Below are 13,883 nucleotides of genomic sequence, written 5' to 3'. Positions count from 1 at the left end.
TTTCATGAGACGAGTTGTTGTCACCGGCCTCGGTATTGTTTCTTCCATCGGCGGTGATGCCGCTGAAGTCACCGCATCGCTGCGCAATGCCAAATCCGGCATTTCATTTTCGCCGGATTTTGCCGAACACGGTTTCAAATGCCAGGTCTGGGGCAAGCCGTCTCTCGACCCGACCGATCTGGTCGACCGCCGCGCCATGCGCTTCCTGTCGCAGGGCGGCGCGTGGAACCATGTCGCGATGAAGCAGGCGATCGCCGATTCCGGTCTCGAAGAGAGCGACATCAGCGGCAATGAGCGCACCGGCATCATCATGGGTTCGGGCGGTCCTTCCACCCGCACCATCGTCGAGGCAGCCGATATCACGCTGAAGAACAACAGCCCGAAGCGCATCGGCCCCTTTGCCGTGCCGAAGGCCATGTCCTCCACCGCCTCCGCGACGCTCGCCACTTGGTTCAAGATCCATGGCGTCAACTACTCCATCTCGTCGGCCTGCTCCACCTCGGCGCATTGTATCGGCAACGCCGCTGAAATGATCCAGTGGGGCAAGCAGGACGTGATGTTTGCGGGCGGCCATGAGGATCTGGACTGGTCGATGTCCAACCTCTTCGACGCCATGGGCGCCATGTCGTCCAAATATAACGAGACGCCGAGCGTCGCCTCGCGCGCCTATGACGTCAACCGCGACGGTTTCGTGATTGCCGGCGGTGCGGGCGTGCTGGTTCTCGAAGAGCTGGAACATGCCAAGGCGCGCGGCGCCAAGATTTACGCCGAAATCGTCGGTTACGGCGCGACCTCGGACGGTTACGACATGGTGGCGCCTTCAGGCGAAGGCGCGATCCGCTGCATGCGTCAGGCCCTTTCCACCGTCAAGGGCGATATCGACTATATCAATACCCACGGCACCTCGACGCCGGTTGGCGACAGCAAGGAAATCGGCGCGATCCGGGAAGTCTTTGGCGACAAAATCCCGCATATCCAGTCGACCAAGTCGCTCACCGGCCATTCGCTGGGTGCGGCCGGCGTGCAGGAATCGATCTACGGCCTGCTGATGATGCAGGAACGCTTCATCGGCGAAAGCGCGCATATTTCCGAACTCGATCCCGAATTTGCGGGCGTTCCGATCGTTCGCAGCCGCATCGACAACGCCAAGATCGACACCATCCTTTCCAATTCCTTCGGCTTCGGCGGCACCAACGCCACGCTCGTCTTCCAGCGTCATAACGGATAATTGCCCATGAACGGCATCATGCAGGGTAAACGCGGCCTCATCATGGGCGTCGCAAACAATCATTCCATCGCCTGGGGTATCTCCAAGGCGCTTGCGGCACAGGGCGCGGAACTGGCCTTCACCTATCAGGGTGAAGCGCTCGGCAAGCGTGTGAAACCGCTCGCCGCCGAACTCGGATCCGATTTCATCGTACCATGCGATGTCGAGGATATCGCCTCGGTCGACGCCCTGTTCGCGACGATCCGCGAAAAATGGGGCTCGCTGGATTTCATCGTCCACGCCATCGGCTTTTCCGACAAGAACGAGCTGAAGGGCCTCTACGCGGATACGACGCGCGAGAATTTCAGCCGTACCATGGTCATTTCCTGTTTCTCCTTCACGGAAATCGCCAAGCGCGCCGCCGAACTGATGACCAATGGCGGCTCCATGCTGACGCTGACCTATAATGGTTCGCAGCGTGTCATTCCGAACTACAACGTCATGGGCGTCGCCAAGGCAGCTCTCGAAGCGTCCGTGCGCTATCTCGCTGCCGACTACGGCCCGCGCGATATTCGCGTCAACGCCATCTCGGCCGGTCCGGTCCGCACGCTGGCAGGCGCCGGCATCTCGGATGCACGGGCGATCTACGCATGGAACCAGAAAAACGCACCGCTTCGGCGGACCGCGGATATCGACGATATCGGCGGATCGGCGCTTTACCTGCTGTCCAATCTGTCGCGCGGTGTAACCGGCGAATGCCATTATGTGGACTGTGGTTATAACATCACCTCCACACCCACGCTGGAGGTTCTCTCCAAAGCGGATGCGGAATAAGCGTCCGTTTCGGCTTCAACAAAAGCCCGGCCATGTGCCGGGCTTTTTATATTGTGGGCCGTATCAATTTCGGAAATCACTAAAGTATAATTTATTGGAGTAACTGAATTTAAACATCGGGTGGTTATGGTCCGCAACAAATTCAACGGTTGCGCTTGCCGCATATTCTTAGAGATCGATATCGCCTCATGCGACTGGCCAGACTGAAGCCATTGCTGGAAAAATTCGGAGTATCGCGCGACGGGACAGCGGCTATAGAATTCGCGATACTCGCGATCCCCTATTTCCTCGTCGTCTTTGCGATCATCGAGACCTTCATCGCCCTGATGGCGGAACAGGTCGTCGCCAATGCCACCGAGAACATGGCGCGGCGTCTGCGCACCGGGCAGATCAGCAGCTCGATTTCGAAAGAGGATTTCCGCAAGAGCTTCTGCAATGAAGTTTCGGTGATGATCACCTGCTCAGCGGATGAAATCCAGAAAGAACAGAAGCTCTATATCGACCTTCGCTCCTTTACCGCCTTCAAGGATATTCCGACCACGATACCGCTGAAGGCCTACGGCGAATATTACGATCTCGATACCGCTCAATTCGGCTTCAAACCGGGCGGGCCGGAAACCATCAACATGTTGCGCGTCTATTATCGCTGGCGTGTGGTTGCCGATATCATCCGGCCATACCTGACAAAAATACGTCCGGCCGATGGATCGATGCCCTCACATTTCCTCATCGTCGCGACAAATGCGTTCATGAACGAGAAATACATCACAGGCGGGGGCTCATGATGGCAGGGCTGGTGTCCGTTTCGGCAAACGGCAAACGACGCCTGATGGCGCTCGTTTCACGCTTTGCCAAAGATCGCCGAGGCGTGGGCGCGGTGGAGTTCGCGATCCTCTTTCCGATATTGCTTGCGCTTTATCTGACCTCTTTCGAATTGACGATCGGATACAACACCTACAAGCGGGCAAGCAGCGCCGCAGCCTCCATCAACGATCTGATATCGAAAACAGGTTCCGTCGATAAAACCTATCTCGCGGGCATGCAGGACGTCGCAGCCGCCGTGTTTGCGCCCTACAGCACCAAGGGTCTGCAGCTGAAGATCAGCGGCATCAAGATCGATGCGCAAAAACAGGCGAAAATCACATGGTCCTGGGATGAGAAAAATCTGAGACCCTATGCGGTGGGTTCACCGGTCGCCGTTCCGACACGCCTGCTCGTGGAAAACAGCTTTCTCATCCACGTCGAACTTTCCATCCCGCATGAATTGCTGATGTTCATGCCCGATCTTGCCTCGTCCGGGGTGAAGTCGATCACGATCGGCCGCGAGTATTTCTTCAAACAGCGCGACGCCGAGACCGTCTGCACCAATTGCTGAACCAATCGGTGCGTCAGGACGGTCTCGTCATGGCAATCGTTAGTAGACGTCGCGCAGATAACGTTTTTCGCGCTTCAGCCGGTTCACGTATTCGCTTGCCGCCTCGGCGGAGATGCCGGCCTCATCGCTGATGATGTTGTGCAGGGCATCATCGACATCCTTCGCCATGCGGGTCGCGTCGCCGCAGACGTAAAAGTAACCGCCCTCTTCAAGCCATTGATAAAGCGCCTTGCCGTTCTGCCGCATGCGGGTCTGGACATAGATCTTCTCCGCCTGATCCCGCGAGAAAGCGAGATCGAGGCGGGTGAGCACACCATCGCGGCTCATGTCGCCAAGCTCGTTTTCATAGATGAAATCCGACTGCCGGTGCTGGTCGCCGAAAAACAGCCAGTTTTTGCCCTTTGCGCCTCGGGCTTGCCGTTCCTGCAAAAAAGCCCGGAACGGCGCGATGCCCGTACCCGGTCCCACCATGATAACAGGCGCATCATTGTCCTGCGGCACACGAAACGCCTTGTTCGGCGAGATGAAAATCCCGGCACTCTGCCCGGCCTCCACGCGGTCGGCGAGATAGGTGGAGCACACGCCGCCACGCTCACGGCCCTCGGCGCGATAACGCACGCTGGCGATGGTCAGATGCACGCTGTCTTTTGCAACCAGAGGGCTGGAGGAAATGGAATAGGCGCGATGTTGCAGAGGCTTCAGGAATGTCACGAATTCAGCAACCTCGAACAGCGGCTTTCCGCCGAGATTGATGAGGTCGAGAATATCCTTGCTCCAGAGAAAGGCGGCCAGCTGCTCCCTGTCTCCGTTCGCGAGAATGTGGCTGAGTTCGTCATGCCCCGCCCGCTTGCCGATTTCGGCGACGAGTTCACGCGAAGGCGTCGATATCTCGAACATGTTGAGAAGCGCGTCGCCGACCGGCCGGTCCAGCCCGGCGATTTGGCTGTCCGCAGCCGCCCCGAAGTGTTCCAGTAGCGCGCCGACCAATTTCGGATCGTTCAGGGGCACGACGCCAAGAGCGTCACCCGCCTCATAGTCCAGGCCACTTTCGCCGAGATCGAATTCGTAGTGACGAATTTCCTTGGATGAGCCGGGACCGGACAGACGACGATTGACGCTTACCTCAGCCGAATAGGGATTTTTGCGGCTCCAGCCCTGTTTTGCCCGTACGAGCGGCTCGGCGATGTCGGGCATGGTGACAGATGCCGCGCTGCCGCCATCGACAGCAACCGCGAGCGGCAGGGTCTCGCCGATCCATGCGGCGGCAGCGTCCTCGAAGTCGATATCGCAATCGATACGCGTCTTCATACGCTTGCCGCCGAGTTGTTCGAACCGCGTATCGATAAGCTTGCCCGCCTGGCAGAAGCCGTCATAGCCGGTATCGCCGAGCGCAAGCACGGCAAAATTCATCTCGTCCAGACGCGGCGCGCTGTCGGCGGCGAGCACTTCCCAGAAAAGCTGGGCGTTGTCGGGCATTTCACCTTCGCCATATGTCGAGGTGACGACGATGACCCGTTTCATCGCGCCGAGACTGTCCATCGAGACATCATCGAGTGCCGTCACCACCGGCTGCATGCCCTGCGCACGGGCGGCGGCGGCAATATCCATCGCCAGCGCCTCGGCATTGCCGGTCTGGGTGCCGAAGAGAATATTCAGCACGCTGGCCGCCGCCCTGGGAGCAGCGGCGGAAACCGATGTCTCCAGGCCGATGGCGGCGCGGGAATGGAGCCCCGCCAGAAAACCGGAAAGCCATGCGCGCTGATCACCGTTGAAGGGCGCGTCTTCGGGAATATAAGGTATCTTCATCATGCTGCCCTGTGGCTGGATGCGGTGGCGAGATCGGGGATGGCGCGGGCTGCGAAAAGCTCCTCGAAGCCGGGCAGGCGACCGATCTTCTCGATGTTTTTCCGGTTCTGCTGAATGATCCAGCCATAGGTGCCGGGGCTGTCCACCGACCAGATGTTCCTGCGCGCCAGCGCCTGCTTGTAATCGTCGAGCCGCTTGGCGGCGATCATCACCGCAAGCTGTTCATCGCTATGGTCTGAAAGCGCCTCGCGCGCATATTTCAGCAGCCGCTGCATCAGCGCATGGTCTTCCGTGAGGATGAGATTGCGCACGGCTTTTTCAATGGCCGGGTCGGAAGGACCTGATGCCGTCGGCACCCGCTGCAGGGCGATGGCCTGCGCCATGCTCAACACGGTATAATTGTTGAGCAGCGCATACATCTCCTCCGTATCCGTCTCGCCATAACCCGGCACCGTTCCGTTCAGGACGGCCTTGCGGTCACGATAAGCGAGCTTGAACTTGCGCAGTTGATGAGCGGCAAGCGCGGATGCGAGTTCCTCCAGCAGTTCCTTGCGGGGCTTCGCCTTCAAAATCTCATCGCTATCCTGATAAAGCAGCAGGGCGCGTGGCATACCATAGACGAAATTATGCTGTTCGCTTTCCCAGTTTTCCAGAAGCCACGCCGCCTTGGCCGAGCCGGTCTCTGCGACATGCCAGGTCAGAAGCTGGTGGATGGCCTGATTATGAATGGCGGCCTGTTCATCCTCACCGGCGACTGAACCGAGCAGGATGGAATCGTGGCTGACCTTCTTCGGCAGATCGCCATAGGGATCATACTGATAAACGAAACCGCCACTCATGCCGTTGCCGAAACCCTTGCCGAAGCTGCCAAGGTTCAGCACCGCGCCGTTGGTCATATATTCGCAGGCGAAATCACCCACGCCTTCGACCACGGCGGTGGCGCCGGAGTTACGCACCGCGAAACGGTCACCCGCCTGCCCCTCCACGAAGGTGCGGCCGCCGGTGGCGCCGAACAGCGCGAAATTGCCGACCAGCACATTGCCGCCCGCCTCTTCCGAGCCGCCGCCCGGGGAGCGCAAGACGATGGTGCCGCCGCAGGCGCTTTTGCCGACGCCGTCATTGCAGGTGCCGGTATGGACCATGACCATGCCGTCATTGCAGAAAGCGCCGAAAGACTGCCCGGCGGAACCGGACGTATCGATGCGCACCGAACCCGCCTCCAGGAACCGGCGGCCGCGGCTGTCCCGCTTCACGGCCGGCAACGCATCCGCCTCTTCGTCGGAAAGCTCATGGTTCAGCATGCGTTCGATATCGACGGCGAGCTGACCGCCGACGCTCTTGTTGCAATTGTTGAGGAAACGATTGCCGCCAAGCTCGATGTTCTCGCGCCGGCTGTCGATGAGGGCCGAGCGCACGAGTTCGATGAAGGCGTCGTCCAGTGCAAAGTCCTTTTCCATATAGACGGGGCTGTCGATCTTCACCTCTTCGACCACGGCGAGCATTGCCCGGAGGTCAAGCTGGCCGACGCTCGCCGGATGATCGAGGAGGTGAAGAAGATCGGAACGGCCGCGTGCTTCCCGCAGTGAGGCAACCCCAAGCCCGGCCAAAATCTCGCGCGTTTCATGGGCGATGTTCATGAGATATTGCGCCAGAGCGCGCGGATCGCCGTTGAAGGCCTCCTGATTGGTGGTGAGACCGGCCGGGCACTTGATGTTGCAGTTCTTGGCCATGACGCATTTCAGCATCATCAGCGCCGTCGTGCCGAATTCGAAGCTGTCACCGCCGAGAAGTGCCGATTTCACCACGTCGCTCGCCGTCTGGTGCGCGCCGGAGCAGCGCAGCAGCACCTTGGCGCGCAGGCCGGTGGCGCAAAGCGCCTGATGCACTTCTGCGATACCGATTTCCGCCGCGCGGCCGGTATATTTGAGGCTGGTGACGGCAGCTGCCCCCGTGCCGCCGGTGTTGCCGGCGACATTGATGACATCCGCCCCCGCCTTGGCGACGCCGACCGCAATCGTGCCGATGCCTTCCGACGAGACCAGCTTGACGATGACGCGCACGCGCGCCGCCTTGGCATCGTGGATGAGCTGGGCCAGATCCTCGATCGAATAGGTATCGTGATGCGGCGGCGGCGAGACAAGTTCGACGCCCGGCGTGCCGCCGCGTGCGGCGGCGATTTCCACCGTCACCTTGGGAGACGGCAACTGCCCGCCCTCACCCGGCTTTGCGCCCTGACCGATCTTGATCTCGATCTCTTCCAGCATCGGATCGGCAAGATAACCGGCCCAGACGCCGAAGCGGCCGGAAGCGAACTGCTTGATGCGCGAGGCACGGATGGTGCCGTAACGGGAAATATGCTCGCCACCCTCGCCCGAATTCGACATGCCGCCGACCATGTTGGTGCCATGGGCGACCGCCTCATGGGCGGCGGCGACGAGCGCGCCGTGGCTCATGGCGCCCGATGCGAGGGTTTTGGTGATCTCGCTCGCCTTCTGAACGGCATCGAGCGGAATGCTTTCCGGTGCAGTGCGGATAAGCGAGAGATAAGCGGACGCTTCACCCTTAGCCTGAACCATGAGCGCGCCGCCTTCCAGCCAATGGCCTGAAATATCCGCGCCGAAACGGTCGAGCAGCGATTGGCCGAGTGCGGCAAGCCGGGCAAGCTCATGACCGTGCGGGCCGGTCAATTGCAGCCGGAAAGCGCCGTCTCCCGCCTCTTCGCAGCGCAATCCGCGCACCATGAAGCTGTTATTGCCCTGCCGGGAAAAACGGCCCATTTCCCGGCGGAATTCTTCCGCGGAACCGGCGAAGGTCACATCGGCGGGCAATTCCAGAACATCGCGCAGGGCGGCCGGGCGGCGCGCCCTTTCTTCCGCCATCATGCGGGCGAAGGCGCGGTAACCGGGCGTTACCTCGAATCTGTCGATTGCGTCTGGCGTTAGCCGGTCGAAGCTGTTGTGATAATAGGCCGCATCGTTGAGACCGAAGGCATCCTCCAGCCGGTTAAGCGGCAGCAGGCGCAAAGCCTCCTCGTTTTCGGTTCCCTTGTCGAAACCGATCTTTTCCTCCGTCATATCCACGAAACCGCGAACAGCCGTCGTGCCATAGGAATGGCCGGCACCTTCCGCGCGCTCCTTGAAGAGACCGAGCAAGGGTATGTCGTTTTCGCCCTTCACGGACAACGCCTTGCGGTGCCAGTCCGCCACCGCCTGCGCGATGACAGCGAAGTTGACGCCGCCAACCGGGGTCTTCACATTCGGGAAATAGCGCTTCAGCACCGCATCGTCGGTATCGAGGAAGTTCGGTTCGAAGAACTCGCCGCCGATATAGCTTTCCGCTGTGCACAGGCCGACCTTGCCCATGGTCTTCATCAGCGACTTTTCCGCCGCCTTGGCAAAACGCTTGAAGGCCTTGTCGGCATCGGCACCAAATTTCTCCTCGGCACGGAACTGCACACCGAGCGGATAGGCGGCCGAAGCGCCGAAGCCGAGGCTCGCTGCTATGTGATGCGAAGAGGAAAATTGCCCGCTTTCAACGATCAGCGACACGCGCAGCCGCAAACCTTCCTCGATCAGCCGCTGATTGATGGCGGAGACGACCATGATCATCGGCAAGGCCGCACGGTTTGTCGAAACGTGCCGGTCGGTGATGATGGCGATGCCGCCTTCCTCAGCCGCAAAAGCCACAACCTCATCGCAGAGACCATCGATTGCCTGCCGCAGCGCGGCTTCGTTGGCCTCCGCAACATCGAAGACCGGCGAATAGAGCATTTCGAAACGGCGAAGGGGCGTCTCCGACTGTTCGCGGATACGCAGCATATCGAGATGGGTCAGGATCGGAGAGCGCACGACGATCTGGCGGGCCTTTTTCGCACCGCTGTTCGGCTTTGCACCGAGGGCCACACGCAACGTCATGCCGTCGGCCTCACGTATACTGTCGAGCGGCGGATTGGTGACCTGCGCGAAACGCTGCGAGAAATACTTCGCGACGCCGCCTTCCTGATCGGAAAGCGCATTGATGGCATTGCCGTAACCCATCGCCGAGATCTTTTCCGCGCCGGAGGCCAGCATCGGGTCCATCAGGAACTTGAAGCTTTCCTGATTGTGCGAATAGGCGACATAGCGCTGGTGGCGTTCCAGATCGCCATTGTAACGCAGCGGCGATCCCTGCTTTTCCGCCGGCACTTCCGGCAGATCCTCCAGCATGACACGGGCTTCGCGCAGCAGGGATGAATAGTCGCGGCGTGAGGCGAGAAGCTCCAACGCCTCGACGGTGGAAAAGGCGCAGCGTTCTGCATGGTCGTAATAAAGCATGCCGCCCGCCTCGATGCGGCCGCGACGGATAACGCTCTCTGCCGGAAAGGCGATCTGCCCGGCTTCCGACATGACGCAGAGATAATCTTGCGTCTCGACGGTGCGCAGCGGGCGCAGGCCAAGGCGATCGAGCCGCGCGCCGATAATGGTTCCGTCGCCGAAGATCAGCGCGGCCGGGCCGTCATTCTTCTCCTCATAGAGCGAGAAATACTCCAGCATCGCCTTGACGTCGGGTGACAGGGTATCGTCGTTTTCCCAGGCTGGCGGCATCATCGAGACCACGGCGGTGACAAGGTCGAGACCGTCTTCCATCACCCGCGCCTGCAGGGTCTGGTCCAGGCGGCAGCTATCCGACTGGCCCTTCGGGCGGATGATGCTGGCGTTCTTCGCCAGCGCCACGGCCGCTTCCGACAACCGGTTCTTCTTGTCGGTATTGAGTTCGCCATTATGCGCCATCAGGCGGAAGGGCTGCGCCATGGAGGGATGCGGATCGGTATTGGTGGAGAACCGCGTGTGGAAATACATTGTATGCACTTCATGGCGCAGATCGGTGAGATCGCAGAAATAGGGCATGACCTCATGGGAGTTCAGGCGGCCCTTCAGAACCTGCGTGCGGGCGCTGAGCGATAGCGGATAAAAGCCGGCGAGTTCCGGCACGGTATAGGCCAGCGCCTCGATGGCGAGCAGCGCCTTGTGGATGCGCCAATCAAATTCGGCGAGGGTTGCGCATTCGGCCGGAGCCGAAAAGACCCATTGGCGGATCGGCAACTGGTAGGGGATGGCGGCGGGACGGATGGCCGCATCATTCACCGGCACATCGCGCACGAGCAGGATTGCAAAGCCCTGCTCTTTGAGGGCGTTTGCGATGATACCGACAGCCTCGCCATGGAAAGCCGGATTTTGCGGCAGGAAAAAATTGCCGACGCCGAACCGGCCGGCCTGCAAGCCGGCCTCACCGGTCAATTCCCGAAAGAAGGAAAGCGACAAATCCAGCGACACGCCGGCACCATCGCCGACACCTTCCGCCGACATGCCGCCGCGATGCGGCACGGCACAGAGAGCCTCGTGGCCGCGCTTCAGCACATCATGCGTCTGCACGCCGTCCTTGCGGGTGATGAAACCGACACCACAGCTGCTTTTTTCAAAAGCCGCATCGTAAAGGCCGAATTTTTGCTCCGTCACGCTCAAGGCACTCTCCTCTCGTTGCGCATTTCGCGCGGCATCGCCCTCTTTCCCGAAACCCGGCGCGTCAGCCGGCACTCTGCGGGCGGAGCCGCAGGCGACCTGGCTGCTCCTCTTGTCTGCTGCCTATCGGCGTTTAATGGCGCGAACGGTCGTTTTGCGGCCGTCAAACGGCTTGGCGGCGATGGCCGCTTTTTCGCAAATAATGATCGTCGTCGTTCGCATCGCGTTCCCTGATAGCCGGCTTTCCGGCGGTGAGATACACTGAATTACGTCAGTATTACTTACATAATATTTCATGATCGACCGAGTCAAGATTAAAATCGGCCCGGCGCAATAAAAAAACAAAAACGCCGCGAAATCCGACAGGATTCCGCGGCGCGATGGCTGCAGAGATTTTTAAATTGCCCGGATCACTCCGAAGGCATGTCCAGCGTGCGGCTAAACCAGAGAGCAATCAGCGTGCAGAGCGCACCCGACATCAGGTAAATGCCGACGGCAAAAAGGCCGAATTTGGACGAAAATCCGAGCGCGACGAGCGGTGCGAAACCGGCGCCGATCAGCCAGGAAATATCCGAGGTGAGCGATGCGCCGGTATAGCGGTACTCACGGCTGAAGCGGGAAGCAAGCGCGCCGCCCGCCTGGCCGAAGGACAGGCCAAGCAGCGAAAAGCCAATTAGCACAAAGAGATAGCGGCCAATATCGCCGGAACCAAGAAGAACCGGCGCAACCAGACTGAAAAGGCCGATCAGCACCGCCGCGATGGCCAGAAGCTTCCGTCGACCGATCCGGTCGGCCAGAATACCGGAGACCACGATCATTCCGCCGGCGATGATGGCGCTGACGAATTGCACGAACAGGAAGTCCGAGACACGCTGGCTGGTGTTGAGCGAAACCCAGCTCAACGGGAAGACCGTGACAAGATGAAAGAGCGCAAAGCTTGCCAGCGGCACGAATGCACCTGTGACCACCACCGGAAACTGCGAACGCAGCATCTTGAACATGGGACGCGGTTCCAGCTCGTGCTGTTCCAGCATGGCCTGGAATTCCGGCGTCACGATCATGCGCAGGCGGGCGAAAAGCGCGAGAACATTCAGCGCCAGCGCCACGAAGAACGGGAAACGCCAGCCCCAGGCGAGGAATTCCGCATTGGAAAGCTGCGTCACGAAGACAATGAAAAAGGCGCTGGCGAGACCGAAGCCCATGGCCGCACCGATCTGCGGCATCATGGCGTACCAGCCGCGCTGTTTCTGCGGTGCATTCATGGCGAGCAGCGAAACCAGACCGTCCCATGCGCCGCCAAGCCCAAGGCCCTGGCCGATGCGGAATACCGCCAGAAGACAGGGGGCAAGCATGCCCGCTTCCGCATAGGACGGAAGAAAGCTGATCGCCATGGTGGAACCACAGAGCGTGAAGAGCGCGGCCATCAGCTTCACGGCGCGCCCGAATTTGCGGTCGATCTGGAGGAAGATCAGCGAGCCGATTGGCCTTGCGATAAAGGCCAATGAGAAGACCGCAAAGGAATAGAGCGTCGCCGTCAGCGGGTCGACGAAAGAAAAGAAGACGTGGGGAAAAACGAGCGCGGAAGCGATGGCATAGATGAAAAAGTCGAAGAATTCCGTCATTCTCGCAAGAATGACCGCAATCGTGATGCGATCCGGATCGACCTTAACGGGACCGGCCCCATTTCCGTTCGCCTCCGGCGCCTGCCCAAAGGATGGAGCAGCATTCGTATAACTCATAATATCCCTCCTGCGTCATGGACGAACCATTTCCTGTAACGCGCCGGCTCCTCTTCCGTTGCGTTACGATGCGGCGGATTGTCACACGCACCCTACGTAACGTCAATTGAAGTTTGGCAATAAAGGGTTGCCCAGTCAGCTGACCATGCGATAATGCACGCGCTCCGTCCTTAAACGCAGCTCTGCCCGAGACATGGTGCATCGCGAAGGTTTCGCTGCACCGCGACAATATACCTCATTTGAAAAATGATGTTCGGCAATTATTCGCGGCATAATCCAAACTGTACGAGTTCAAAGAACGTGCGCACGATCAAAAAAATCCTATCCGCCCTTCTGGCAATCCCGGCTCTGCTGCTGCTCAGCGGCTGTAACCTCGTGGTGATGAACCCTTCGGGCGACGTCGCCATCCAGCAGCGCGATCTTATCATCACGTCCACGGTCTTGATGCTGCTGATCATCGTCCCCGTCATCGTCCTGACGCTTTTCTTCGCATGGAAGTATCGGGAATCGGCAAAGGCCGAGGATTACGATCCCGAGTGGCACCACTCCACGCGCCTTGAAATGGTGATCTGGTCGGCTCCGGTCGCCATCATCCTGATGCTCGGCACGGTGACCTGGATTTCCACTCACCGTCTCGACCCCTATCGCCCGCTGGAGCGTATCGACGAGAACCGCCAGGTGACTGCCGATGTCAAGCCGATCACGGTGGAAGTGGTGGCCATGGACTGGAAGTGGCTGTTCTTCTATCCCGAACTCGGCATTGGCAGCGTCAATGAATTCGCCGCTCCGGTCGATGTTCCGATCAATTTCAAGATCACCGGCACGACGGCGATGAACTCCTTCTTCGTGCCCGCGCTCGCCGGCCAGATCTACGCCATGGGCGGCATGCAGACCAAGCTGCACGCGGTCATCAACAAGGAAGGCGTTTATGACGGCTTCTCGGCCAACTTCTCCGGCCCCGGCTTCTCCCACATGCGCTTCAAGTTCCATGGCCTCAGCCAGCAGGGCTTCGACCAGTGGGTTGCCAAGGCGAAAGAGGGCGGCAAGGGCTTCGGCCGTCAGGAATATCTGGAATTCGCCAAGCCTTCCGAGCGCGAACCGGTGCAATATTTCGCTTCGGTCGATCCGGAGCTCTACAGCGCCATCCTCAACCGCTGCGTCGAGCCGAACAAGCTCTGCATGCGTGACATGATGCATATCGACGCCAATGGCGGCGGCGGCAAGGAAGGCATCGATATCGCCAAGGCGCTGAACTCCGTCGTCTGCACGCCGCTTGCGCCCTTTGGCGTCGCCAGCGGTCCCCAATCCACTCCGGCTGCGCTCGAAGGACAGACTTTCGAGCCTGCGGCGCTGCCGGAAACGAAACAAGTCGCTGGCTGACGGATACGTCCCGGCATTATGCGGCGCGGCCAATGGCTGCGCCG

General features: G+C 59.9%; 8 protein-coding genes. 5 read left to right on the top strand and 3 right to left on the bottom strand.

All coding sequences use genetic code 11. The annotated features are described in order from the left end of the window. The first annotated feature begins 4 nt into the window (after positions 1-4). The 4 genes from fabB (at position 5) to FGF54_RS14120 (ending at position 3,416) form a co-directional block, all read left to right on the top strand. On the top strand, positions 5-1,228 hold the full coding sequence (gene fabB, locus FGF54_RS14135; RefSeq protein WP_003524377.1) for a beta-ketoacyl-ACP synthase I: 1,224 nt from the start codon (positions 5-7) through the stop codon (positions 1,226-1,228). A 6-nt stretch (positions 1,229-1,234) separates the two neighbouring features. After that, complete coding sequence (gene fabI / locus FGF54_RS14130) at positions 1,235-2,041, top strand: enoyl-ACP reductase FabI (protein WP_020812529.1); 807 nt, start codon at positions 1,235-1,237, stop codon at positions 2,039-2,041. Between the two features lie 188 nt (positions 2,042-2,229). Then, complete coding sequence (locus FGF54_RS14125) at positions 2,230-2,826, top strand: TadE/TadG family type IV pilus assembly protein (RefSeq protein WP_003524373.1); 597 nt, start codon at positions 2,230-2,232, stop codon at positions 2,824-2,826. Further along, the gene (locus FGF54_RS14120) at positions 2,823-3,416 is read left to right on the top strand and encodes a TadE/TadG family type IV pilus assembly protein (protein ID WP_142779991.1); all 594 of its coding nucleotides are present in this window, start codon (positions 2,823-2,825) and stop codon (positions 3,414-3,416) included. The genes FGF54_RS14125 and FGF54_RS14120 overlap by 4 nt, the downstream gene beginning before the upstream one ends. A gap of 39 nt (positions 3,417-3,455) precedes the next feature. Here FGF54_RS14120 and FGF54_RS14115 read toward each other — a convergent pair whose 3' ends face one another. The 3 genes from FGF54_RS14115 to FGF54_RS14100 form a co-directional block, all read right to left on the bottom strand. After that, positions 3,456-5,225: a sulfite reductase subunit alpha gene (locus FGF54_RS14115; protein WP_142779990.1), complete on the bottom strand. Its 1,770-nt coding sequence runs from the start codon at positions 5,223-5,225 to the stop codon at positions 3,456-3,458. After that, complete coding sequence (locus tag FGF54_RS14110; RefSeq protein WP_142779989.1) at positions 5,222-10,723, bottom strand: glutamate synthase-related protein; 5,502 nt, start codon at positions 10,721-10,723, stop codon at positions 5,222-5,224. The genes FGF54_RS14115 and FGF54_RS14110 overlap by 4 nt, the downstream gene beginning before the upstream one ends. 407 nt (positions 10,724-11,130) lie before the next feature. After that, positions 11,131-12,459: an MFS transporter gene (locus FGF54_RS14100; RefSeq protein ID WP_020812534.1), complete on the bottom strand. Its 1,329-nt coding sequence runs from the start codon at positions 12,457-12,459 to the stop codon at positions 11,131-11,133. A 249-nt stretch (positions 12,460-12,708) separates the two neighbouring features. Here FGF54_RS14100 and cyoA point away from each other — a divergent pair, with 249 nt between their 5' ends. Further along, positions 12,709-13,839: a ubiquinol oxidase subunit II gene (cyoA, locus tag FGF54_RS14095; RefSeq protein ID WP_080852864.1), complete on the top strand. Its 1,131-nt coding sequence runs from the start codon at positions 12,709-12,711 to the stop codon at positions 13,837-13,839. Positions 13,840-13,883 lie beyond the last annotated feature (44 nt).

Source organism: Agrobacterium sp. T29, from assembly GCF_006970545.1.
Classification (GTDB): Bacteria; Pseudomonadota; Alphaproteobacteria; order Rhizobiales; family Rhizobiaceae; genus Agrobacterium; species Agrobacterium leguminum.
Note: the sequence above shows the minus strand (reverse complement) of the source record. Positions and strands in the feature narration are given on the sequence as shown.